Genomic DNA, 24,328 nt, shown 5'->3' with positions numbered 1-24,328 from the left:
GGAAACTCCTGAAAGTCAGTTGGTCGCCGTCGGGTCGGGGTTGGTGACCCGATAGCTGTAGCCCAGACCGCGTACGGTTTCAATACGGGACGGGTCTTCCGGTCCCAGCTTGCGGCGCAGGTTACTGATGTGCATGTCGAGGGTACGGTCGTAGGCGGCCAGGCGACGGCCCAGGGCCCACTGCATCAGATCGGTCTTGCGCACCACGCTGCCGGCGTGGGCCAACAGTACCTGCAGCACCTCGTACTCGGTGGCGGTCAGGTCCACGGTCTCACCCCGCAGCAGTACCCGCCGCTGCTCCGGCTCCACCCTCAGGTCGCCGAATACCCGGTCAGCATTCACATCCGCCTGATGGTCCCAGGCTACCCGGCGCAACACGGCCTGGATACGGGCCACCAGTTCCCTGGGGTTGCAGGGCTTGGGAATATAGTCGTCGGCGCCCACCTCGAAACCCACAATGCGGTCGGTCTCGTCACCCCGGGCGGTCAACAGCAGTACCGGCAGGTGATTGCGGGCCCGCAGTTCGCGCAGCACATCCAGCCCGGAAATGTCCGGCAGCATGATGTCCAGTACCACAATATCGGTCAGGCCTTCCGCCGCCAGCGTCAGGCCATCGCTGCCCGTTTCCGCTTCGCGTACCTCAAACCCCTGCCCCGTCAGGTAGCGGGCCAGCAGGGTGCGCAGCTCCTCGTCGTCTTCAACCAGTAGTACCCGGTTCTGCATCCGGTATTCCCCTTTTTGTTCCGGTACAAACCATACCACCCCACTCCCCACCGGCGCAGCCCCGCCGGGGCATTTACAGATTTTTTACCACCGTCTGACAGGAGCTTACACCCGGTTTCCTATCATGCTCATGCAACTTGCGTGATACACCCTCACGCCCAATGACGATGAAACAGGAGTGATTCCATGAAAACACTGAAAACCGGTCTGTTCACCTCCGCCCTGATCTCAGCCGCCCTGCTGGCCAGCCCCCTGGCCATGGCCGACCACCATGGTGACCGGGATGGCCACCACGGCAAGCGACACGGCGACTTCTGCGAGAAAATGGAGAGTGGCGACTGGCAGGAAAAGCGCGATGAAATGCGCGAAAAGGCCGACGAACGCCACGAGGACATGGCCGAGCGCCTGCAACTGACCGCCGAACAGCGGGAAATCTGGGACGAGATGCGTGACGAGCGCCGGGAGAAGTTCGAAGAGCGGGTCGAACACATGAAGGAACGTTGCGAAAACCGCGACGGGGAGTGATCAGCCCCCGAATTATATCGTAAAGTATCCCGGACATTCTCATTCTCACGGCCTCCCCGGAGGCCGTTTTTCCGGGAACCTCATGACCGAGCACACCACCGCCCCGTCCGGGCTCGATATTGTGACAGTGGACAGCATCACCGACATCGGTCGCGACCACTGGAACCGGTTCGCTGGCACCGACAACCCTCTGGTCAGCTACGACTTCCTGGAGGCACTGGAGGCCAGCGGCTCGGTATCCCGGGACACCGGCTGGCAGCCCTGCCACCTGACATTCCACCTGGACGGCCACTGGATTGGCGTGGCGCCCGCCTACCGCAAGTTCCACTCCATGGGAGAGTATGTGTTCGACTGGGCCTGGGCCGATGCCTGGCAGCGCCATGGCCAGCCCTACTATCCCAAGCTGGTGGTGGCGGTTCCCTTTACCCCCTGCCAGGGGCCCAGACTGCTGATCCCGGGGCCGGCCCGGGCAGACCTGGCACCGGAACAACTGCACCAGGCACTGGACCACCTGATGGCCCGGGAGGGCCTGCATTCCTGGCACCTGTTATTCCCGGACAGCGACGACCAGGCCCTGCTGGCAAGCCCCGGCACCCTTCACCGGCAGGGCTGCCAGTTCCACTGGTTCAACCGGGGTTATCAGACCTTCGACGACTTCCTGGCGCAGCTCACCTCCCGCAAGCGCAAGTCCATTCGCAAGGAACGCCGGCAGGTGGCGGAACAGGGCATTACCTTCGAGCACTGGAGCGGCGATGCCCTGCCCGACGATGTGCTGGACGACTTCTTCCTGTTCTACACCGCCACCTATCTCAAACGGGGCATGCACCCGTACCTGAACCGGACATTCTTCCAGTTGCTGGCGCAGCGCCTGGGCAAGGGGCTGAGAATTATCACCGCGTCACGGGAAGGCCAGCGCATCGCGGCGGCTCTGTTCATTATGGGAGAAGACACCCTGTTCGGGCGCTATTGGGGCTGCCTGGACGACTACAACCACCTGCATTTCGAGACCTGTTACTACCAGGGTATCGACCTGGCCATCAACGAAAGGCTGGCGCGCTTCGATGCCGGCGCCCAGGGGGAGCACAAGCTGGTGCGGGGCTTTGAGCCGGTGACCACCCACTCCTGGCACAACGTGGCGCAACCAGGTTTCCGGGATGCCGTGGCCCACTTCTGCCAGGAGGAAGCGGAGGACGTGGCCCGCTACCGCGAGGCGGCACTGGAGGCCCTGCCCTACCGGCAGGAGCCCCAGGAGTCTGCGGGACGCTATTCGTCCTGATCGCTGTAGTGCCATTCCTGCAGGTGGGCAATGCGCTCCAGGGTGCGGACCTGCTGCTGTTTCAAGGACTCGCTGAAGCGGACCGGGTAGGCCTCCCGTGCCGGCGCCAGGCGCTTCTGTTCCGGTGGCAGCGCCGCCACCGACTCACGGGCATGGGTCACCTGATCTTCCAGGCTCGCAATGGCGCCTTCCACCAGCCGGCCATCGGCCATCAGCGGCTGTAAAAGCGGCGTTCCATCCCCCTGTTCATGGGCTTCGGCAATCAGGTCCCCCTGCATGTGGCCGTTGGCGTCCAACTGCCGGAAGACCTGCTTGGGGCAGGGCCAGGAGCGCTTGCCGGTGGATTTCTTCATGCGGGGTTCGCCCCCGTAGGCGGTCAGCTTGTAGGCCAGTTCGATGGCCGGGGCGTCGTTGGCCACGCCGATGGCGGTGCCCACGCCGAAGCCATCAATGGGCGCGCCGGATGAGACCAGCGCCTCGATCTGGTATTCGTCCAACCCCCCGCTGGCCATGATGCGGATCCGGTCCAGACCCGCCTCGTCCAGCAGCCGGCGGCACGCCCGGGCCTCGTCCCCGAGGTTGCCGGAATCCAGCCGGATACCGCCGATGTCCACCTCCGGGTTTTCCCTCAGCCAGCGGATGATGTTCCGCACCGCTCCCTGGGTGTCGTAGGTATCCACCAGCAACGTGGTGCCGGGATAGAGTTCGGCATACAGGCGGAAGGCGGCCATCTCGTCCTCGCAGGCCTGCACGAAACTATGGGCCATGGTGCCCTTGACCGGCAGGCCGAAATCGAGCCCGGCCTGGATGTTACTGGTACCCGCCAGCCCCGCAATTCGGTAGGCCCGGACGCCGCGCCAGGCGGAATCCAGCCCGTGCATGCGCCGCATGCCGAAGTCCACCACCGGGCGCCCCTCCGCCGCCAGCACATGCCGCACCGCCTTGGAGGCCAGGGTGGATTCCAGGTGCACATAGTTCATCACCAGGCTTTCCAGGATCTGGGCCTCGATCACCGGGGCGCGGACTTCCAGCAGGGGTTCCTGGGGAAACACCGGGGTGCCCTCGGGCACTGCCTGCACGCTGCCGGTGAACCGCCAATGGCGGAGCCAGTCCAGGAAGCGGTCATCGAAGCGTTCCAGTTGTCGCAACCGGTGGATATGGTCATCAGTAAACCGCAGCGACTGGATAACCCGTGCCACCTGCTGCTGACCGCAGGCCAGGATGAAGTTACGGTGCTCCGGCAGCTTGCGGAAGAACAGGCTGAAGACGGCCTCGCCGTCCATGCCGGAACGCCAGTAGGCCTGGGCCATGGCCAGTTCATACAGGTCGACAAACAGGGGCAGGTCCTGCTCCCTGGGCATCAGTGGCTGCTCAGCCATTCAGTCACTCCTTTACAGGGGGTGGACACAGGCGCCCGCTCCCCGGAAGCCGGGCGCCTGGCGAACGGGGAGTCCGGTACTACTCCCGGATCAGGCGAACGCCGTCGTCTTCCAGAGTCTGCAGTACCGTGGGGCCTTCGGCCTTGTCCACGGCACGGGTGCCGTCCACCAGCAGGTCCACGTCGAACCCCAGCTTGCGGGCGTCACGCACGCTCGCCTGCACGCAGACATCCAGGGCCAGGCCCGCCACCACAAGCTTCTGGATGCCATGGCGGCGGAAGTAGTGCTCCAGTTCGGTGCCGTCGAAGGCGGAGTAGGCATCGGTTTCAAAGGAGGTGCCCTTGCTCACCCGGATGGTCTCGGGCGGCAACTGCATATGGGGATGGAAGTCGGCGCCATGGGTATCCTGGACACAGTGTTCCGGCCAAGGCCCACCACGGGACTCAAAGCTGCGGTGCTCCCGCGGGTGCCAGTCACGGCTGGCGACTATCGGCCAGCCACGACCATGGGCCAGCGCGATCCACTGGTTAACGGTATCGAAGATGGCGTTACTGTCCGGCACCGCCAGGCTTCCGCCCTCGCAGAAGTCGTTCTGGATATCCACCAGTAACAGCGCGGTATCGTGATCACTCATGGCAACCTCCTTTTCCATATCAAACCGTATGGCAAGGATGTATTACCTAGAATGAGGGTGAATCATCCAATGCTCAACCCCCTGCAGATTTCCTGGATCCCGGGGCCGGACAAACGTCCCTGGAACCGTTTTTTGCAGGGTGCAATCCGTTTTCCGGATATTTCCGGCTACCAACGTGAATTCTCTACTCTATTGTTTTAAAAGGATATTTTATGGAAATGACGTTGCTTTTACGCTCCCTTACAGCCGGCCCGGCCCGATGCTTACAGATCTGTAAGCTTTTTCCTACACGCCACGGCGGGGATGTCTTATTTGACGAAACCGGTCGATGCGTAGAATAGATCCTGTACACGGAAGTCACCAAGGGAATGCAAGGGACTGACCGACGTAGGGAAAGCGTAGTCAAGGAGTGAGGGCTACTGCAGGGAGTGTAGCAGCGGATTGAGCAGGGAACCGCTTACCGCCGGCCAGGATGGCCAGCGTAGCATGGATGCTCAAGGGATTGCCGACAGGGACTGTCGCCCAGGGATTTGGGCAATGCCGAAGGAACCGGCATCGGGTCTGGTCGCGGACAGGGGTCACAGGGAGCGTGGCCCCAGCCGTGGACCGGCTTTTTCCTTCCCCATATCCGCCATGGCAGCCGCAAAACAGGGCGCCGCAGGTAGTTGCACGTTTTTCCCGTCAGGCCATAACCCCGCCATCCGAGGCGGACGGCCCAGATTCGTAGTACATGGTTGGCAATCTTTATAAGTGGTGGTTTGTCGTGGTTCCGTGATGATGCAGCCCGGGAGCGCTCTCCGTCGGTCAGTCCGGCGTTCGAAACCATAACCAATCGACACAATGCGAACCATGAAACAGACACAACGACTTTTTGCATCACTGGTACTGATTTTCAGCCTTTTTGCCATGCAGGCACCGGCCTGGGCCGAGGAGCCTGCCGAAACCCAGGCCCCCGTGGTGAACATCAACACCGCCACGGCCACAGAGCTGACCACTCTGGATGGCATCGGCGAAACCAAGGCACTGGCCATTGTCGCCGACCGCGACACCAATGGCCCCTTCGAATCCGGGGACGATCTCACCCGAGTGCGTGGCATTGGTGATGTCACGGTGGAAAAGAACGCCACCCGCATCACCACACGCTGATCCTTTTGCCCCGCCTTCCGGCGGGGCTTTTTTCATCCCTCTGAAATACCAATCATCTGGCCCACCCCGGCGAATCACACGCCTTCGCCCAAAGTCGCCTGGACAGAGCCATGGGGTACCCCTATCGTTGTCATCAACGATTCACCGTCAGATGTTCCGCCATGGCCGACACCCTCAAGTTGTATCCAAGCAAGCCCGACAAGGTCTATTTCTACGGTACCTGCCTGGTGGACCTGTTCTATCCGGAAGCCGGCATGGCCGGTATCCGCCTGCTGGAGCGGGAGGGCATCGAGGTGATCTTTCCCCAGGACCAGACCTGCTGCGGCCAGCCCGCCTGGACCTCCGGCTACCATGACGAAGCCCGTGCCGTGGCCCGGCGGCAACTGGAGTTGTTCCCGGAGGACTACCCCATTGTGGTGCCCTCGGGCTCCTGCGGCGGCATGATGCGGCAGCACTACCCGCAACTGTTCCGGGATACCCCGGAACTTGAGACCGCCAAAGAGGTAGCCGGTCGGGTCTGGGAGCTGACGGAGTTCCTGCTGAATGTCTGCCATATCCAGCTGCAGGACCTGGGCGAGCCGGTGACCGTGGCCATGCATACATCCTGCTCCGCCCGCCGGGAGCTAGGCCTTGGAGGCACCGGTCCGGCCCTGCTGTCACAACTGGAAAAGGTCACGGTGGTGGAACAGGCCCGGGCCGAGGAGTGCTGCGGCTTTGGTGGCACCTTCGCGGTGCGGCACCCGGAAATCTCCGGGGCGATGGTGTCCGAGAAGGTGGCCACCATCACCGACACCGGAGCCCGTGAGTTCGTCACCACCGACTGCGGCTGCCTGATGAATATCGACGGTTACGCGGAAAAACAGGGTGTGCCCCTGAAAGGGCAGCATATCCTCAGTTTCCTGTGGCAACGCACGTCCGGCGAGGACGGGGGGCCGGCATGAGTGAGCAGCCCCCCCACAACCCGGATGTGCAGGAATTCCACCCCCGCGCCCGGGCCGCCATCAATAACCCCCAGATCCGCCAGAACTTCCGTCGCGCCATGGACGGACTGATGGGCAAGCGCAAAACCGCCTTTGAGGGCTGGGACCTGGAAGCGCTGAGAACGCTGGGGGCCGATGTACGCCGGAATGCCCTCGCCAACCTGCCGGATCTGCTGGAACAGCTTGAGGAAAATCTCACCGCCAATGGCGTTCGCGTGCACTGGGCGCTGGATGGCGAGGAGGCCTGCCGGATCGTCACCGACATCTGCCAGGCCCGGGATGCCCGCAGCGTGATCAAGGGCAAGTCCATGGTGAGCGAGGAAATGCACCTCAACCACCACCTGGAGCAGCATGGCATCGAAGCCCTGGAATCCGACCTGGGGGAGTACATCGTCCAGTTGGCCGGGGAAACGCCCTCCCACATCATCATGCCCGCCATCCACAAGAACACCGGCGAGATTTCCGAGCTGATGCACGAGCGCACCGGCACCGAACGCTCCACGGATGTGGAGTACCTCACCGCCAGTGCCCGCCAGCAACTACGGGAGAAGTTCATGCGGGCGGACGTGGGCATTTCCGGCGTCAACTTCGCGGTGGCGGAAACCGGTACCCTGTGCCTGGTGGAGAACGAGGGCAATGGCCGCATGACCACTACAGTGCCCCCCTGCCATATCGCCGTCACCGGTATCGAGAAGGTAGTGCCGTCGCTGGAGGACATGTCCGCCCTGCTGGCCCTGCTGACCCGCTCGGCGACCGGCCAGCACATCACCACCTACATCAACATGATTTCCGGCCCGCGCCGGGGTGAGGAACTGGACGGCCCGGAAGAGGTCCACCTGGTTCTGGTGGACAATGGCCGCTCCGGCATCTACCAGGATGACGAACTGGTGGATACCCTGCGGTGCATCCGCTGCGGCGCCTGCATGAACCATTGCCCGGTGTACACGCGGGTGGGCGGCCACACCTACGGCACTACTTACCCGGGCCCCATCGGCAAGATCCTGATGCCCCACCTGGTGGGCCTGGACGAAGGTCGACACCTACCCAGCGCCTCCAGCCTGTGTGGCGCCTGTGGCGAGGTATGCCCGGTGAAGATCCCGATACCGGACTTGCTGGTACGGCTACGCCAGGAATCTGTGGATGGCGACCGGTTGCACCCGGCAGTGGTCGACGGCCATGGCGCCAAACGGAACACCGCCGAGGCCCTGGCCTGGAAGACCTGGCAGTTCGTCCACGCTCACCCCCTGGCCTACCGCGTCGGGGCCGCTGTGGGCAGCCAGCTCAGGGCCCTGCAACCCTCCCGCCTCGGCGCCTGGACCCGCTACCGCACGGCCCCGAAACTGGCCGCCCGCACCCTGCACCAGCAATTGAAGGACCGACAGTCATGAGCGCCCGGGACACCATCCTCCAGCGTCTGCGCAACCGGTCCGGTGATACGTTGCCAACAGCAGAGCGGGATTTTTCTGCCATGGAGCGGCCAGACTGGAGCACTGACGAGAAACTGACCCGGTTCCGTCAGGCCATGGAACCGGTACATGGGGAAATCCACGACTGTCGAAAAGGCAACTGGGTGGCAACCTTGTCCACTTTGCTGGCCGAACGTCGGGTTTCCCTGATGCTGGTCGGCAATGGCGCAGAGCCACTGGCCACCCTGAAGGCGTCGCGGCAGGACCTGCCGGAACTGCTGATCTACGACGAACCGGTGGGAAGCTGGCAGGAGCACCTGTTCAACCAGGTGGGCGCAGGCCTGACCACCACCCGTGGTGGCATTGCGGAGACCGGATCACTGATCCTCTGGCCTTCGGCGGAGGAGCCCCGGCTTACCAGCCTGGTGCCCCCGATACACGTTGCCCTGCTGCGAGCTTCCGGCCTATACGGCACCCTGCGGGATGCCATGGCGGCACAGGACTGGTCCGGCGGCATGCCCACCAACGCCCTGCTGGTGTCCGGACCGTCCAAGACCGCCGACATTGAGCAGACACTCGCCTACGGGGTCCACGGTCCCCGGGAACTGATCGTACTGGTAGTAGAATGATACGAGGAGCTCTGCTCATTGCCTTTACCTCACTGCTGTGGGGTACCACCAGCATTGTTGCCAAATTCCTGTTTGCCGACACGGACCTGCAGCCCCTGACCCTGGGGCTGCTGCGGCTGGTGGTGGCCCTGCCCTTCTTCTGGCTGCTGATGAAGGGGGAGCTGGACCGGGAAGCCGCCGCTACCAACGGTCGCAAACGTCTGTGGCCATCCCTGACCACCAAGGGCCTGCTGGTACTGGCCAGCCTGGGCCTGTTCCAGGCCTTCTACCAGGGCAGCTACCTGATGGCGGTGGACATGATAGGCGCCGGCATCGCCACGCTGATTGCCCTGTGCCTGCCGCCGGTGATGGTGGCCATCCTGGCGGCACCCTTGCTGGGGGAGAAACCCCGGCTGGTGACGGTGATCGCCCTGGTGGCCGCCATTGCCGGCACCGGCATGCTGGTGGCCAGTGATATCGACACCGCCGGCAGCTTCCGGCTGGCGGGCATCCTGATGGCCCTGCTGGCCGCCACCGTCTATACCGGCTTTAACATGACCAGCCGCTATAATTCGGCGGGTACGCCGGTGTTCACCACCGCCTTTGTCTGCTTCCTGGTGGCCGCACTCCTGCTGTTGCCACCGGTGTGGCTGAGTGGCGGATTTGCCGACCTGGCCAGCCTGGGGCTGAAAGAATGGCTGATGGTCATCTATATTGGTGTGGTACCCACGTGCCTGGGATATGTCTGTTTCTTTACCGGGATGAAGACCACGCCGGCCACCCTGGCGAGCATTATCGTCACCCTGGAGCCACTATTCGTGGCCCTGCTGGCGTGGCTGATCCTGGGTGAGATCCTGGGCGTTATCGGCATTGCCGGTGCCGTTATCCTGACCCTGGCGGTGATCGTTGCCTCCGCCAGCAGTCGTACCGCATCAACGGGAAAGGAGGACACCAACTGACCATGCAGTCCGGACCAGAGCAGGACCCTGAAGGCATCGCCTTCCCCCGGGACCCATCCAGTGGCCGCCGCAGCACGTCCGAGGCGTCGCGGCATATCCTTGCGGCGGCGGCCGGCGCCGTATCGGATGAGGCTGCCGAGGCTATCCGGCAGACCCGGAACTGGCGCAAGGGTTATGTGGATCATTTCCGTCGTCTGGTGGAGCTGGGCCTGACCAGCCCCGAAGCGGCGGTCGCCATTGCCCGGGCGGCACTGGACGCCACCCGGCGGGAGTTCGTCTTCCATAGTGCCGACGGTGATCTGGGTATCAATGCCGCCGTGGCTCAGCCACAGGATGAACTGACAACCCTGACCATTGACGGACGCAGCACCGAGGGGCCAGCCCCGTGGGCCGTGCCGGTGGATGGCGAGTGGCTGTCCGGCGACCGCCTGCGGGTACAACTGGAACGCTGGGTATTCCGGGGCGTGATGGAACCGTCCGCCGCCGATGCCCTGCACCGGTGCCTGGACAACCCGGACTGGTTTGACCTGTCGGACCGTACCTTTGCCCTGCTCGGGGCCGCTTCCGAGGCGGGCCCCCTGGGCTGGCTGGCCCGCTGGCGGGCGCGCCTGGTGGCTATTGATGTGCCCGCTGCCGGGCCCTGGAACCGTATCCTGCGGAAAGTCCGCCAGGGCAACGGCATACTCCACGCCCCCGTCGCCGCCAACGCCAGGGTGAGAGCACAGGACCTGCACGATAGCTGGCAGGAGGGCCTCGGGGCCAACCTGCTGACCCAGGCCCCGGCCATCACCCGCTGGCTGGCCGGCTTCGGGACGCCGCTGGATGTGGGTTGCCTGGCCTACCTGGATGGCGAGAAGCACACCCGGGTATCAGTGGCCATGGATACCATTGCCGATGCGCTACAGCGGGACAACCCTGATACCACCATTGCCTATATGGCCACGCCGACAGACAGCTTCGCGGTGCCGGACTCCGTGGCGGGCCGGGTCATGACCGCCTGGCAGGAACGCTCCGTACTGAAAAAGGCCGTGCAATGGCCCCTGGGTCACCACGCCTTTGCTCCGGGCATCACCCGGAAGTACGAGTGCAGCAACGGTAAGCGCTACGGCATTGTCGACAGCACCATCACCCAGCAGGGGCCCAACTACGCCCTGGCGAAACGGCTCCAGCAATGGCGGGCCACGGTGTCCCGTGCCGACGGGCGTCATGCGGTGATGAATATCGCGCCGTCCACCACCACCCGCTCCGTGACCAGCAACCCCGCCCTGGCGGCGGGCTTTGCGGGAGCAGACCTGTTCAATGTGGAAGTCTTCGCGCCGGAAACCACCAATGCCCTGATGGCGGCGCTGTGGGTGCATGAGCTGAGGTACGGGAAGGCGGCGTCCAGGCCGGAAACCACCCTGGACCATCCGTTCGAACTGTTCATGGACAACGCCATCCATGGCGGCCTGTGGTCGGTGCCCTACCTGCCGCGCACGGTGCTGCCCTTCGCGGCGGCGGCCGGATTCATGCGACAGCACCTGCCGGGCCACAAGCGATAAGGGCGACGGCGAAGGGGCTCCTGGCGCGGTTCAGCTGCCCTTGCGCTGGCGCTCCATCATGTCCGGTTGCAGGATCTCGATCCAGTAGCCATCCGGGTCCCGGATGAAGGCGAGGCCCTTCATCTTGCCGTCGTCCGGACGCTTGACGAAATCAACCCCCAGCTTCTCGAAGCGCTCACAGGCGGCATAGACATCCGGCACGGCGACGCCAATGTGGCCAAAGCCCTGGGGCTCGTCATTGCCGTTGTGATAACGGAAGTCATCGTCGTGCTCGGTACCCCAGTTGTGGGTCAGCTCCAGCATCGCCTCGCGGCCAAAGGTGAAGGTGGTCCGGTGACCGTCGTCCCCCGGCACCATCTGTGCCTGGCGGTCATCCAGGTAACCCAGGAAGTACAGCGTGAACTCCATTTCCGGAAAATCCAGCTTCCGCACCAGGCGCATGCCCATGACACGGGTGTAGAAATCCATCGACGCTTCGGGGTTGCGGATGCGCATCATGGTCTGGTTGAAGACATAGCCTTCGGTCTCCGGTACCAGCTCGTCGTGCAGACCGGGCGCCTGTTCAAAATGTCGGGGCATGGGTGGCTCCAATTGGGCGGTGGGTTTCAGTTATCCATTATACCTGCGTTTGCAACCGGCGGATTTCAAGGGTGCCGGGCTGATTCGCTGGCCACTGCCATCCAGGCAAGGCTACACTGTGCGCTGTTTTTTTCGATGGAACCGCTGACAGGGTCGCAGGCCCGGGCTGTCGCCCGCAGGATGATCCCAGCGACTCCCCAATGGATCCGGAACCATGGCGAACCCACAACAACCTTCCACCTCCGGCCGGCGCCTGCTTGTCTTTTCCGTACTGTTCCTGGCACTGACCGGCGTGGGACTGTGGGTGGTCTACCAGCAGTTCGCCGACCGCAGCCTGACCTTTGACTGGCGGCTGTTCTCTCCCTGGACCCTGGCCACGGTAGGGGGCCTGTTGCTGGTCTACTTCGCCAGCGACGGCCTGCGCCTCTATTTTACCCTGCGGGCCCTGGGCTACCGGGTCCGCATAAGGGCCATCGCCCGCCTGGTGTTTATCAACATCTTCTTTTCCAACGTCACGCCCATGGCCACCGGCGGGGGCTTTGCCCAGATCTGGTACCTGCAACGGGAGGGCGTGCCCCTGGGCTTTGCCACGGCGGCGACCACCATACGCACGGTGCTGGCGGTCGCGTTCATTTTCTCACTGGCGCCGGTTTTCCTGATGACCCTGCCGGCCCTGAAGCACCAGCCCCTGCTGGGCCAGATCAGTTGGATACTGTCGCTGCTGATCGTGCTCTACCTGGGGTTCTTCGCGGTGGTGCTGTTCCGCACCCGCTGGCTGATCCGGCCACTGACCGGGGCACTGAGTCTGCTGGACCGGTGGCACCTGATCAGCCCGGCCAGGCATCGGCGCTGGCAGTTCAGGGCCCGGCGGGAAATGATGCGTTTCTCCCGGAGCTTCGGTTACTACCTGAAGGGAGACCGTCGCTGGGTCTGGCTGTCGGTGCTGTGCACCGCGGTGTTCCTGCTGAGCCTGTTCAGTTTCCCCTGGCTGCTGATGACCGGGCTGGACTACGATGTGTCGTGGTTGAACTCTCTGGGCCTGCTGGTGGTCACCACCTTTATCATGTATTTCTCACCCACGCCGGGGGCATCGGGCATCTCGGAGGGGGTATTCGGCAGCTTCTTCCGGGATATCCTCAGCGGTAATCACCTGGTACTGGTGACTATCGCCTGGCGGGTGGTCACCATCTACCTGGGCATGCTGATCGGACTGGTGCTGTTGCAGAGGGATCTGGCGAGGAGTCACAGGAAATGATCCGCAATCCACTGAAGTGGCTGTTCTACCTCAATATCACGGTGGTGGCTCTGCTGCTGGGGTACAAGGCCTACCTGAACTACTTCCTGCCGGAATTCGAGGGGGTCCACACCCAGCAACTGGAAGCCATCCACCGCGCCGTTGACGACAGTGACCGGTTCCGGTTCGCGGTGGTGGGCAACATCAATAACTCCGTCGGCATGTTTGAGAAGCGCATCATTCCGCGCATCAACACCAGTGACGCCAGTTTCCTGATCTCAGCCGGCAACGCCGTGAACAACGGTGGCGAGGACAAGTACCAGGCGCTCTATGGCACCCTGGGACAACTGGAGATCCCCTACCTGCTGACCTTTGGCGAGAATGAACACAGCACCTTTGGCAGCTACCGGTTCTACGAACATTTCGGCCCCCACTATTTCAGCTTCCGGGTGGCCGACACCCGGTTCATTTTCCTGGACAGCACCGGCAAGACGCCCTGGCGCTGGCAGGTACGCTGGCTGACGGACCTGCTGGAGGAGGACAGCTCGAAACACCGGATGGTGTTCGTGGGCCACCCGCTGTTCCAGGTGGACGACACCCTGCTGTTCGATGACGAGGATGACTACCTGCACCCGGAAGCCTTCCGGGAGGCCCTGCTGGATCTGTTCCGCAAACACCGGGTGGATACGGTGTTCTCGGCCAACATCGCCACCTGGTCCGAAACCGAGGTGGACGGCACCCGCTTTATCACCACCGGCGGTGCCGGCGGCCTGGTGCTCAACACCGACAACAGCTTCTACCACTACCTGATGGTGACCGTGTCGGATGAGGGGGTCAGCACCGAACTGGAGTTGATCGATACCCGCCAGCACCCGCTGCTGAAGCACCTGGAGGGGATCTGGTTCTTTATCTATTCCCTGTTCTACACCGGCTTCCTGAATTTCGTGCTGATTGTCAGCGTGCTGACCATCCTCGCCATCAAGCTCTACACAGTGGTGTTCCGGGGTCGGGACTACTACCCCAACTATGACCTGGACCCGACCCCGTTCCTGGACAGGCCGCTGAAGGTCACCATGTTCACCAACAACTACCTGCCGTTTATTGGTGGCGTTCCCATTTCCATCGACCGCCTGCGTCGCGGCCTGACCACCCTGGGAGATAAGGTGCAGGTGGTGGCGCCCGCCTACCAGGACCAGCCGGACCAGGAAGAACGGGTGCTGCGGGTACCGTCACTCCTGTCCATGGGGGCGCGCAGCGAGTTCCGCATGGGCAATATCTTTCTGGCGCGGATCCGTCGGGGGGTGCGCGAATTCCGGCCGGACGTGATCCACCTGCACCACCCCTTCTGGCTGGGCTCCCTTGGCCTGTTCATGGCCCGTGTGCTCAACGTGCCGGCGGTATACACCTACCACACGCGCCTGGAGCATTACGCCCACTTTGTACCACTACCGGGCCTGCTGTTCCGCAACCTGATTTCCCATGCGCTGATCAAGCGCTTTGCCAGCCGCTGTGACGGGGTAATCGTGCCCACCTACTCCACCGAGGAATACCTCCGCATGATCGGGGTGAAGACCCCGACCTATGTCCAGCCCACCGGTATCGAGTACGACCGGTTCCGGCAGGTGGGCCCGGAGGACATCGACGCCCTCCGGCAGCGGCTTGAACTGCCTGCGGAGACGAAGATCTTTATCAGCGTGGCCCGGCTGTCCAACGAGAAGAACATCGATTTCATGATCGATGCCCTGGCCGGGCTGCGCCAGCAGTCCGATACGCCCTTCCACTTCCTGATGATTGGCGACGGCCACCAGCGTGACCGTCTGCAGGAACGTATCCGGGAGCTGGATATGGATGACTGCATCACCCTGGTGGGCGCCGTGCCGCCGGACGAGATGGCGGTCTGGTACCGGCTGGGGGATGCCTTCCTGTTTGCCTCCAAGTCGGAGACCCAGGGCATGGTTATCCTGGAGGCCATGGCCGCCGGCCTGCCGGTGGTGGCGGTACGGTCCAGTGGTATCGACGATGTCATCCAGCACGGTTTCAACGGCTACAAGACCCCGGAACGTCATGACCTCTGGTGTGAGCGGGTCAGGCAACTGCTGGACGATGATGACCTCAGGCAGACACTCTCCGACAATGCCCTGGCCTTTGCCCGGGACTATTCGGTGGAGAATTTCGCCGGCAACGTCCGGGAAATCTACGCCACCCTGCTGGCCACCCGGCTCGACCAGGATAAACAGCGACGATTCCGTCGCGGATCCGGGGCCTGACAAAGGCTGACTCTGGCGCAGTGGTGATCGACCCGCGGTCGGTGCTCGTATATCGTTGGATATAGGTGATCCCATGATTCCGCAGAGCGCGTAGATATGAGCAAGATTCCCGTCGGCATCAGCACCTGTCTGCTTGGCGGGGAGGTCCGCCATGATGGCGGTCACAAGCATTCCCGCTACTGCACCCAGGTGCTGTCACGCTACTTTGATTTCCGTTCCATCTGCCCCGAGCTGGAAGCCGGTCTGGGAGTCCCCCGCCCCGCCATCCACCTGCGGGAAGTCGATGACGGCCTGAAGCTGGTGGAGGTGAAGGGCGGTGAAGACCATACCGCGGCCGTGCATGCCTTTATCGATCAGGTCATGCCCGCCCTGGGGGACCTGAGGGGCTATATCCTGATGGCCAAGTCTCCCTCCTGCGGCATGGAGCGAATCAAGGTTCACAACGCCGACGGCAATGTCACCCGCCGGGATGGTCGTGGTATGTTCGCGGAAGCCCTGATCCGGGAATATCCGCTGATGCCGGTGGAGGAAGAGGGCCGCCTCAACGACGACCAGCTGCGGGAGAATTTCATTGAACGGGTCTTCGCCTACGATGACTGGATGCAGAACGTGGCCGGTGACCGGCTGACGCCACAGGCGCTGATCGAATTCCATACCCGTCATAAGTTCCAGTTACTGGCCCACTCCGAGAAGATCTACCGCCAGCTTGGCCCCATGCTGGGGGACCTGAAATCCGAGCCCCTGGTGGATATTGCAGGTCGCTACATCCACCGGTTCATGGCGGCCATGACCCAACGGGTCAGCCGGGGTTCCCATGTGAATGCCATGCAGCACCTGATGGGCTACCTGAGGGACGTGCTTGAGGACGAGGAACGCAGGGTGCTGCTGGAGCAGATCGATGCCTACCACCGGGGAGAAGTGCCCCTTATCGTGCCCATGACCCTGTTGCGCATGGCCCAGCGCCGGGAACCCATCGATTACCTCAGCCGCCAGCATTACCTGTCGCCATACCCGGATGACCTTGGCCTGAGGAACCGAATCTAGGACAACTCTGGTGGCAGAGAGCCCCGCCTGGGCTATAGTGCAAGAATCGGGATGTGAGTGACACACCCCATTGAGCACACCCGGCCATCCCCCAAACCAATAACAAGGCTCCAGTACCAACCATGCGCCACTGTGTCATTGTCCTCATGTTACTGATGTGGGCACACACCGCTGTCAGTGACGACGTCCCGGACAAGCTGACCTTTAACATCAGCACCGGGGGGTACCCGCCCTTCACCATTGTCCACGAGAACGGCACTGTCTCGGGTATCTTCTGGGACGCTCTTGTAATCATCACCCAACGGCTGGACATACGGCTGGATTCGATCGAGATACCGCCCAAACGCAGTGACAACCTGCTTCGGGAAGGCTACTCGGACGTCACCATGCGGGCCATCGAGTGGACCACTAACCCGGATGAGTTTGTCTTCTCCGACCCGGTGATGATGACCCGTGATGCCATTTTCGTGCATGACGAGAGTCCCCACACCATTAAGGACATCAGCGACCTGCAGGGCACGTTACTGACCCGCCTGGGCTTCAGATACCCCTGGCTGACGGAACGCCTGGACACAGGCGAGGTGACAACCATACCAGTGCAGAAACAGCGCCCCCTGTTCAAGCGCCTGTACCACGGCGGCAACCGCTTCACGGGGGCCATCAGCAACGCGCACGCCGGCTACTGGGTGCTGAAAAACCATCCCTCCTGGGACGATCACATCAGCGAGGCGCCCATTCGCCTGGACGAGGTTGCCTACCGCCTGATGTTCCCACCCCGCCACGCGGAGCTGGTTCCCCTCGTCAACCGAGAGCTGGCCAGGATGCGTGAGTCCGGGGAGCTGGCGGAGATTATCGAGACCTATCAGTGAGGCAATCGGAATCGGGAGGAATCCGGACTCAGAACCCGTAAAGAATGGAAACAGACGTCTCGGTATCGGTGCTCTCGGAATCCTGTGGCGGGTCAGACACATGAGTGACACGGTAGGCGATTTTCAGGGACAGGTCCCCAACCACACTGGCCTGAACAGAGGTTTCCGATTCGGTGATCGCGTTATTGTGCTTGAGACCAAACTCGGTACTGAGTTTCTGACGGAACAGAGCATTCTCTGACAGGGAGAAATCAAGCTGCCCGGCCAGTCGGCCAATCACCTCATCCTCGTACTGTTCGCCATCCTCATCCGGCTCGGCAAGCCGGTTGTAACGGTAACCAGCACCCGCAGACAGGTCCAGGAAAGACAACTCGTCCAGTTGCCAGACCCGATGACCATAACCGGCGGTAGACGAGGAACGGAAATCATAGCCTGAAAACCGGTCATCCTCGTAATACCCGCGCAGGAAAAAGAAGCTGTTTTCCGAGAACTTGAGGTTGGTTTCCGCCTCGCCCCGATACCGCTCAGCGGTGGTTTCATCCTCGGCTTCGGTATACGCCGAACGCACCTCAATCAAATTGCGCCAGCGTTCACCGTCCTCCTTGAGCGCCAGCCGGCCTTTGAGGTTGGTTTCCTCGGTATTGCCCGTGGTGACAAGCACTCCGAGTTCCGCCTCACCTTCCCAGCCTGCTTCCTGGCCGAAAGCGACCAGGGGGACTGTCGCCAGGGTCAGGATGCTTACCCCTCTGATCAGCTTCATGAATGCTCCGTTTCAGGATTGTGTGCCTGCCGGCGCAACGCGGCTCTCAACGCTCTCAGTGGCTCAGTAGATCAGCGAATTAACCGCACGGTACACTAGGCCTCCCCCTGCATACTGAGGGCGGCCTGACGCTCACGCTCCGCCCTCTTGCGGGCCTTGCGCTCGGCAATGGTGCGCGCGGCTTCGCCGCCAACATGGGCCTCACCACGTTCCCGGGCCAGTTGAATCTGCCGTTCACGTTCGGCAAAGCGGGCCCGCTGCTCATCGGTCAGGCTATCAATGCACTGGTGGCAGCTTACGCCCTGCTCGTATTCCGGCCGCTGCTTATCCTGCTCGGTAATCGGGCGACGGCAGGCATGGCACTGGTCATACTCGCCCCGTTCAAGACGGTGATTGACGGTGACCCGGTCATCAAAGACAAAGCACTCCCCTTGCCACAGGCTGTTCTCTTCCGGCACTTCCTCCAGGTATTTCAGGATGCCGCCCTTGAGGTGGTAGACCTCTTCGAACCCCTGCTCCTTGAGGAAGGCCGTGGATTTCTCGCAACGGATACCGCCGGTACAGAACATGGCCACCTTGCGGTGCTTTTCCGGGTCCAGGTTCTGCTTTACATAGTCGGGAAACTCCCGAAAGGTATCGGTGGCGGGATTGACTGCATTGCGGAAGGTGCCGATTTCCACCTCGTACTGGTTGCGGGTGTCGATCAGCAGTACCTCCGGGTCGGCAATCAGATCATTCCACTGATCCGGTTCCACGTAGGTCCCCACAGTGCGCCTGGGATCGATGCCTTCAACACCCATGGTGACGATCTCTTTCTTGAGCTTCACCTTGGTGCGTTTGAAGGGCTGGATGTCCACGAATGACTCCTTGTAATCGATACCATCAAAACGCGAGTCCTTTTCCAGCCACGCCTTGATGGCATCAATGCCGTCCCGGCTACCGGCTATGGTGCCATTTATGCCTTCACGGGCCAGCAGCAGGGTGCCGTGTACGTCTTTCTCCAGCATCCGATCCAGCAATGGCTGGCGGAGCTGGCGGTAATCGTTCAGGACTGCGAACTTGTAGAGTGCGCAGACAACAACAGTCTGGGTCATGGTTTCTCCTTGCGGGCCGGAGCGTAAATCCGGAGCAATAAACAACAACGAGACCAGGGCCGGGCCCCGGTCTCGTCAACGGCGGGCAAATTCTAACCAATCGCGAAATGAAGGCCAACGGCCATGGAGCAATGGTAATTCAGTGCTCACTCAGTCCTCGCCCAGCTCCCGCTCCACCACGGCGGACAACTGGCCCCAGTGCGGGCGGTTCAGGGGGATATTATCCACCAGTACCGTGGGCGTACTGGCAATCTTCAGTTGCATGGCCACCTGCCGGCTGTCCTCGATGGCTTCCCGGTGCAGGTCCGACTCCAGGCAGCGGTCAAAGCGGCGGGTATCCAGCCCTATGTCGCTGGCGTATCCAGAGAACATCTCACCGGGGTTGTCGCTGGTTTCCCAACGGGTCTGCTCCGCAAACAGGCGGTCGTGCATGGCCCAGTACTGGTCCTGGTCGCCGGCACAGCGGGCCGCCATGGCCGCCTTTACCGAATGGGTGTGCTGCGGCAGCGGCAGATCGAAAAACACAAACCGTACCTGGCCAGACTCGACGTACTGCTCTTTCAGCTTCTGGCTGGCTTCGGCAAAACGGGCACAGGCCGGGCACTGATAGTCGGCAAACTCCCGCACCACCACGTCGGCATCTTCCGGACCAACGGCGATACCAAAACGGTCCAGTTCAGCCGGAAATGGCGGGGTATCCTCCGACACCTGCGGCAGGCTGTCCGAGTCCGGCGTCGGCGGTTGTGTCAGTTGATACAGTGCAGCAACCACGGCCACCACGATGATCAACAGCCCAACATATATAACGGGTTTGCTGGAACGTTTCCGGGGCGACGATGATGCCCCACTCCCCTGACGGCGCTTGGCTTCACCCATGGGCGACCTCCTGATATCGGTAGCAGACGAACGGTGAGTTGTTCAGAAGCGCTATTGTGAGGCGTTTGGCAAAGGCGAACAACAGTCCTTTACCAGGCTCCTCACGGAAAACGCACCAGTCGCCAACGGCGATCCTCAGTCGTCGTTATCGCTTTCCGTGTCATCCTCACTCTCGCTTTCAATTTCCTCCGCAATATACTCGCCATTCACTTCCCTATATTCCACTTCGACCCTTTCGCCCTCCAGGTCTTCAAAGGCAAGGCCTTCAAACCCGGTACTGGCATCAACCCGGATCACGACTCCCAGCACGGTCAGACTTCTGGCACCGGGCTCATCAGTCAGCGCGGTGATCCGGCCTTCAAGCTCATATCCGGAGTCATCCGCCCCGCTCTCGCACTCGATTTCCAGTGCCTCCAGATAACCTCCGTCTGTAGAGCGCTGGATACCTGCGACTTCCAACTGGATACGGCCAACGTGTTCGGGCCCGAACCGGACCGGACAGGCCTCATCATCCTCATCGCCTCCACGGATGGTGAAGGGGGTCAGGCGAATCTCGATTCCGCCTGCCTGGAGCACATCACTGTCGATGCCATCGAGTCGCCCCTCGAATTCCGCATCCGCGTCCCGGTACTCGATGTCATCGGCCCTCAGCGTGAGCACGCCATTGTCATTGATATAGTCGCCCTCTACCTGCAGCAGTACACCCTGATTGATGTCCGATGGCATCAGATCACCAAACTCCGTGCCTGCGTGGGTAGCAACCGGAATACCGTTCAGGGCGAAGCTTCCACTATCACGTTCCCCGGCAGCAAAGGCCCGGGTCACCACACCGGCGATCTGCACATCTTCATTCAGCGATACGTCCAGGAAGGCCGTTGCGCCACCGTTACAGATACGATTCACGGTGAACGGGGCTCCGCTGACATACTCACCCTCCACATCCACTGGCGCTCCGTCAGCAAGCTGCAGTTGGTCACAGACCGCGCCCGACAGGATCTGTAATTCCAGTCCACCCACAAAGAAACGTTGATTGGGCTCTTCGCCGGTGACAGAAAGGCTGCCCTCGAGCTCCGCTCCGGTGTCCTCCGCTGCAACAGGCCCCACATAACTTGCCCGGAAACGACCATCGGCCTGCAACCAGCCACTGATACGCAGAGTCTGGCCAACGCTGACCATTGCCAGGTCCGCCAGCGTGGTCTGTGTCAATGCATCAAGATTCACCTCGAAACCCATGACCTCAATGCGCCCCTGCCGGGTTGTCTCGTCCCAGGGCTGAGGAATCCCTGTTACCGGCCCGCGCAGCGTGTCGTCGTAGCGGACGGACTCAGCTTCACCTTCGCCGTCATCCTGCCATTCACCACGGATCTGCAGGATCATGCCTCTTTCCAGGTCGCCTTCGGTGGAGACACCGGCTTCTCCCAGGAAGTCGTCCATACCCAGGTTCTCCGTCACAAACCGGATACCGTTGACAATAACGCTACCAAAACCGGACACCGGCCCGACACTCGAACCGGTTCCGCGGATACCGCCGTCGGCGATGCTTCCACCGCCCCCACCCGCGCCGCCACAACTGGCCAACAACACCGTCAGCGACAGCAGTAACATCATGGAAACTCTTGCAAGCAAACGACCAGTCATGGGTTCCTGTCCTTGTTTGTACCCCGGCTGACGCTTTCCGGGGGATATCAGTATGGCAACGCCAGAAAACACCGTCGGGGCCGATGTCGACCACCGTCGTTGCGACGGACCATCAACGAAACCAACGGTTTCGTGTTCATGATGGTACCTCTCCGTCCGGTTCATTCTGGATAGGATCTTCAAAATAGAACACACTGATGCCGGTACGCACGGACGTCAGTTCCTCCCCGTGCCGACCACTCACATCCCGGTCACGAGGCCCCAGCCAGCCATCAAGCTGCTCCAGGAACTGCTGGGCTTCATGGCCCGCCAACTTGCGCCACTGCGCGATGAACTCCGGTGGAACATTGTTATAACTCAGCGTCCGCTGGAAAAGCGGTGATCGTCCCTGCCTGGCACTCACCAGGTTGTAATCGATGGTTGATATCAGATCGGATACATCTTCGCCGAAGATATGGAGCATCTCGGCATCATCCCCTGCAGGTACATAGGCGCGCTTGCGAAGTACCAGTTCTGCAGGGCCCTCGGCACTCTGGCTGACCACCCCCACCCGCAACAACTCATCCAGGACGGCCTTTGGTGTCATATCACCGCTGTACAGACGCACCAGTTCACTGAAACTGGCGCCCCCCTCGAACGGCAGTACTGCCGGGCCGCCTTCCACGTCCTGAAAACGGGTATCGTGTACCCAGCCGGCAACCACCCGGGAGGCTCGATTGCCCTGGCGACTCTCCCTCGGCTGCAGTGGCTGGCCGGAAAGCATTTCCCGCTGCCGTTTAACCTCCTTGCGGGTCAGGCCGGTGAGTACCGCAGCCCGGGAGTCGGTCATTTTCCTGCGCTGGTCCCTGAAATCTTCCAATGCGGCCTCCACATACGCCCGGCGCATCAGCTCGGCAAAATCGCCAAACGGAATACCATTACGAAGAAGCAGACGGGCCAGTGGCCGGAGGATCCGGTATAGGGCCCGGTGCAGGGGAGTCGGGGTATGATCGGTCATATTTGGGATTGTATTCCCATGGCAGGGGGGACTACCAGTGAGGGGCCGTGACCGGCCCCTCAATTACCCGCTTACCTCAGTCGTCATCGTCATCTTCGATGTCGATCTCAGTGATGACGTAGCTGTCGACGGATCCCTCGAAGTCGATCTCGACCAGGGTACCCACGGAGATCCCACTAAAGCTGGCATTCCCCCGGTTCAGGGTCAGGCCCATGATGCTGAGGGTGTCGCTGGAAATCCCGTCCACCCGGCCTTTCACTTCGAAGTCGCTGTCGTCGTCATCATCACGCTCGATCTTGAAGGCTTCCAGGAAACTACCGGAGCCGTCAGACTGCTGGCGCCCTTCGATTTCCACATACTGTCCCTGCACCAGGGACTCAAGGTCCTGGGTGCGTCTGCGGGCATCATCGTCATCATCGTCTTTAATCAGGGAATTGGCGGTGATGGCCACGGTCACACCGGACACCTGCATCCTGTCCTCCGCGAGATTGACGGAATCAATCACACCCTCCAGTTCCGCATCGCCGTCCCGGGGCTCAATTTCTTCGGCCTCAAGCAGGCCACCGCGATACTTGCCCTCCACCTTCACAAACAGGCCATCGGCCAGTTGGCTCTCGCGGAGACCATCGTCAAACTCGGTATCGCCAGTAACCTGAACGGTCACACCATTGAGCGTAAACCGACGGGCGCTCGCATCGTAATCACCCGCAATCGCGCCGGACACTTCCACATCATCATCGTCTTCGAACCCGTCGTCGTCCCCTTCGATCTCCCGGGCCATCAACACGCCTTCACTAAGGTAGCCCTCGACTTCCACGATCAGGCCGTTGCGAAGATCGTCAGCCCCGTCCAGGTCGTCATCAAATTCAGCCAACCCATAGTCCACCTGTAAACCATTGATGGTGAAGGTGCGGGTATCACGGTCCAGATCAGCGATGACACCCTCGACCTCTGTCTCGAGCTCATCATCGTCGGTGAAACGGTCGCCGATCGGGCGGATACCCACGAAGCTTGCCCGGAAACTGCCGTCCCCCTGACGCCAGGCGCTGACACGGACGCGGTAGTTCCCCGGTGCCCCGGACACGGTGGCGAGATCAGCGCCACTCCTGATCACGGTACGCCCATCCAGAACCACGGTCTGGCCAGCCACGGTCAACGACCCGGTATTCTCGACATCGTCCCAGCTAAACGCCGTCAGGGCACCGCGAAGGGTGTCGTCGTACTCCACACTGCGGGCCCGACCTTCATTCCGGTCATCGTCCCAGTCAGCCTTCACCAGAAGGATCATGCCTTTTTCCAGTTCGTTTTCCAGGGTGAGGCCGTCATCGCTGGTAATGCTGCCGCCGAGGTCGTCGGTATTGAAATAGGTACCGTTGACGTAAACGCTGCCAAAACCGGATACCGGCCCTACGCTGGTGCCACTGGCCGAAGCGCTGTCATCACCGGAGCCACTGCCCGAACCGGATCCACCCCCTCCGCCGCAGGCGGCCAGAGAGCCCGCGAGCGCTCCGATCATCAGGGCCTTTACTGCCATTGTCAGCTTGCTGCGTTCCATGATTCTCTCCACCGGTCTCAAGGTTTTTTTGCCTACCAGGCAGTACCGCCGAACCCGCCTCACATGTTGGGATTATTTTCCCAGACTTTATTGGGATTTTATTCCCAAAAACCAAGATGTCCAGCCATGAACATGAACCTTTTGTGAATCTGGTATTCTAGGCGCTGTAACGTACTGAACACACAAACCATCGGACAGAACGACGCTGGGACTGCTGAAAGCCGGTCGAGAAAAACAG

22 protein-coding genes are annotated in these 24,328 nt (G+C 61.7%); 12 read left to right on the top strand and 10 right to left on the bottom strand.

Annotation, left to right across the window (positions count from 1 at the left end):
* Positions 1-15: 15 nt before the first annotated feature.
* A complete protein-coding gene (locus ACJO3T_RS12230) occupies positions 16-723 on the bottom strand; it encodes a response regulator transcription factor (protein ID WP_406978618.1) in 708 nt (235 codons plus the stop codon).
* A 186-nt stretch (positions 724-909) separates the two neighbouring features.
* Here ACJO3T_RS12230 and ACJO3T_RS12225 point away from each other — a divergent pair, with 186 nt between their 5' ends.
* Together ACJO3T_RS12225 and ACJO3T_RS12220 are read left to right on the top strand one after the other, a co-directional pair.
* Entirely contained in the window at positions 910-1,248 is a 339-nt protein-coding gene (locus tag ACJO3T_RS12225) for a hypothetical protein (RefSeq protein ID WP_406963888.1), read from the top strand.
* Between the two features lie 82 nt (positions 1,249-1,330).
* Positions 1,331-2,524, top strand: a complete 1,194-nt coding sequence (locus ACJO3T_RS12220; RefSeq protein ID WP_406978617.1) for a GNAT family N-acetyltransferase — start codon at positions 1,331-1,333, stop codon at positions 2,522-2,524.
* On the opposite strand, the gene ACJO3T_RS12215 is transcribed toward ACJO3T_RS12220, so the two are convergent.
* Both ACJO3T_RS12215 and ACJO3T_RS12210 read right to left on the bottom strand, forming a co-directional pair.
* Positions 2,512-3,903 carry a nicotinate phosphoribosyltransferase gene (locus ACJO3T_RS12215; protein WP_406978616.1) on the bottom strand — a complete coding sequence of 464 codons (1,392 nt, stop codon included), beginning with the start codon at positions 3,901-3,903 and terminating at the stop codon, positions 2,512-2,514. The two genes, ACJO3T_RS12220 and ACJO3T_RS12215, sit on opposite strands and share 13 nt — an antisense overlap.
* A 79-nt stretch (positions 3,904-3,982) precedes the next feature.
* Positions 3,983-4,537 carry an isochorismatase family protein gene (locus ACJO3T_RS12210; protein WP_406978615.1) on the bottom strand — a complete coding sequence of 185 codons (555 nt, stop codon included), beginning with the start codon at positions 4,535-4,537 and terminating at the stop codon, positions 3,983-3,985.
* An 849-nt stretch (positions 4,538-5,386) separates the two neighbouring features.
* Between ACJO3T_RS12210 and ACJO3T_RS12205 the strand changes: the two genes are divergently transcribed.
* The 6 genes from ACJO3T_RS12205 to ACJO3T_RS12180 all read left to right on the top strand — a co-directional run bounded on the left by ACJO3T_RS12205 (position 5,387) and on the right by ACJO3T_RS12180 (position 11,177).
* Positions 5,387-5,683, top strand: a complete 297-nt coding sequence (locus tag ACJO3T_RS12205; RefSeq protein ID WP_406963884.1) for a ComEA family DNA-binding protein — start codon at positions 5,387-5,389, stop codon at positions 5,681-5,683.
* A 161-nt stretch (positions 5,684-5,844) separates the two neighbouring features.
* The gene (locus tag ACJO3T_RS12200) at positions 5,845-6,624 is read left to right on the top strand and encodes a (Fe-S)-binding protein (protein ID WP_406978614.1); all 780 of its coding nucleotides are present in this window, start codon (positions 5,845-5,847) and stop codon (positions 6,622-6,624) included.
* Positions 6,621-8,051: a LutB/LldF family L-lactate oxidation iron-sulfur protein gene (locus ACJO3T_RS12195; protein ID WP_406978613.1), complete on the top strand. Its 1,431-nt coding sequence runs from the start codon at positions 6,621-6,623 to the stop codon at positions 8,049-8,051. Before ACJO3T_RS12200 ends, ACJO3T_RS12195 begins: the two co-directional genes overlap by 4 nt.
* The gene (locus ACJO3T_RS12190) at positions 8,048-8,698 is read left to right on the top strand and encodes a LutC/YkgG family protein (RefSeq protein ID WP_406978612.1); all 651 of its coding nucleotides are present in this window, start codon (positions 8,048-8,050) and stop codon (positions 8,696-8,698) included. Before ACJO3T_RS12195 ends, ACJO3T_RS12190 begins: the two co-directional genes overlap by 4 nt.
* Positions 8,695-9,636 carry a DMT family transporter gene (locus tag ACJO3T_RS12185; RefSeq protein WP_406963880.1) on the top strand — a complete coding sequence of 314 codons (942 nt, stop codon included), beginning with the start codon at positions 8,695-8,697 and terminating at the stop codon, positions 9,634-9,636. The genes ACJO3T_RS12190 and ACJO3T_RS12185 overlap by 4 nt, the downstream gene beginning before the upstream one ends.
* Positions 9,637-9,638: 2 nt before the next feature.
* Positions 9,639-11,177 (top strand): hypothetical protein, encoded by a 1,539-nt coding sequence (locus tag ACJO3T_RS12180; RefSeq protein WP_406978611.1) that lies wholly within the window; start codon positions 9,639-9,641, stop codon positions 11,175-11,177.
* Between the two features lie 30 nt (positions 11,178-11,207).
* On the opposite strand, the gene gloA is transcribed toward ACJO3T_RS12180, so the two are convergent.
* On the bottom strand, positions 11,208-11,756 hold the full coding sequence (gloA, locus tag ACJO3T_RS12175; protein ID WP_406978610.1) for a lactoylglutathione lyase: 549 nt from the start codon (positions 11,754-11,756) through the stop codon (positions 11,208-11,210).
* A gap of 214 nt (positions 11,757-11,970) precedes the next feature.
* On the opposite strand from gloA, the gene ACJO3T_RS12170 reads away from it, so the two are divergent.
* The 4 genes from ACJO3T_RS12170 (at position 11,971) to ACJO3T_RS12155 (ending at position 17,170) form a co-directional block, all read left to right on the top strand.
* On the top strand, positions 11,971-13,011 hold the full coding sequence (locus tag ACJO3T_RS12170; RefSeq protein ID WP_406978609.1) for a lysylphosphatidylglycerol synthase transmembrane domain-containing protein: 1,041 nt from the start codon (positions 11,971-11,973) through the stop codon (positions 13,009-13,011).
* Positions 13,008-15,257 carry a glycosyltransferase gene (locus ACJO3T_RS12165; protein ID WP_406978608.1) on the top strand — a complete coding sequence of 750 codons (2,250 nt, stop codon included), beginning with the start codon at positions 13,008-13,010 and terminating at the stop codon, positions 15,255-15,257. The genes ACJO3T_RS12170 and ACJO3T_RS12165 overlap by 4 nt, the downstream gene beginning before the upstream one ends.
* Before the next feature lie 96 nt (positions 15,258-15,353).
* The gene (locus ACJO3T_RS12160; RefSeq protein WP_406978607.1) at positions 15,354-16,301 is read left to right on the top strand and encodes a YbgA family protein; all 948 of its coding nucleotides are present in this window, start codon (positions 15,354-15,356) and stop codon (positions 16,299-16,301) included.
* 155 nt (positions 16,302-16,456) lie between these two features.
* Positions 16,457-17,170, top strand: coding sequence for a substrate-binding periplasmic protein (locus ACJO3T_RS12155; protein WP_406963874.1), 714 nt, complete (start codon positions 16,457-16,459; stop codon positions 17,168-17,170).
* Positions 17,171-17,198: 28 nt separating this feature from the next.
* On the opposite strand, the gene ACJO3T_RS12150 is transcribed toward ACJO3T_RS12155, so the two are convergent.
* The 6 genes from ACJO3T_RS12150 to ACJO3T_RS12125 form a co-directional block, all read right to left on the bottom strand.
* The gene (locus tag ACJO3T_RS12150) at positions 17,199-17,930 is read right to left on the bottom strand and encodes a DUF481 domain-containing protein (protein WP_406963873.1); all 732 of its coding nucleotides are present in this window, start codon (positions 17,928-17,930) and stop codon (positions 17,199-17,201) included.
* 95 nt (positions 17,931-18,025) lie between these two features.
* On the bottom strand, positions 18,026-19,024 hold the full coding sequence (gene trhO / locus ACJO3T_RS12145; protein WP_406963872.1) for an oxygen-dependent tRNA uridine(34) hydroxylase TrhO: 999 nt from the start codon (positions 19,022-19,024) through the stop codon (positions 18,026-18,028).
* 150 nt (positions 19,025-19,174) lie between these two features.
* Positions 19,175-19,900 (bottom strand): DsbA family protein, encoded by a 726-nt coding sequence (locus ACJO3T_RS12140; RefSeq protein ID WP_406978606.1) that lies wholly within the window; start codon positions 19,898-19,900, stop codon positions 19,175-19,177.
* Positions 19,901-20,035: 135 nt separating this feature from the next.
* The gene (locus ACJO3T_RS12135) at positions 20,036-21,508 is read right to left on the bottom strand and encodes a DUF5666 domain-containing protein (RefSeq protein ID WP_406963870.1); all 1,473 of its coding nucleotides are present in this window, start codon (positions 21,506-21,508) and stop codon (positions 20,036-20,038) included.
* A 166-nt stretch (positions 21,509-21,674) separates the two neighbouring features.
* Entirely contained in the window at positions 21,675-22,535 is an 861-nt protein-coding gene (locus ACJO3T_RS12130; protein WP_406978605.1) for a DUF6502 family protein, read from the bottom strand.
* 76 nt (positions 22,536-22,611) lie between these two features.
* A complete protein-coding gene (locus ACJO3T_RS12125) occupies positions 22,612-24,090 on the bottom strand; it encodes a DUF5666 domain-containing protein (protein ID WP_406978604.1) in 1,479 nt (492 codons plus the stop codon).
* Positions 24,091-24,328 lie beyond the last annotated feature (238 nt).

Origin of the sequence: Marinobacter shunpengi, from assembly GCF_045449715.1 — a bacterium.
Classification (GTDB): Bacteria; Pseudomonadota; Gammaproteobacteria; order Pseudomonadales; family Oleiphilaceae; genus Marinobacter.
The sequence above is the reverse complement of the archived record's forward strand: the minus strand, read 5'-3'. Positions and strand labels throughout refer to the sequence as shown.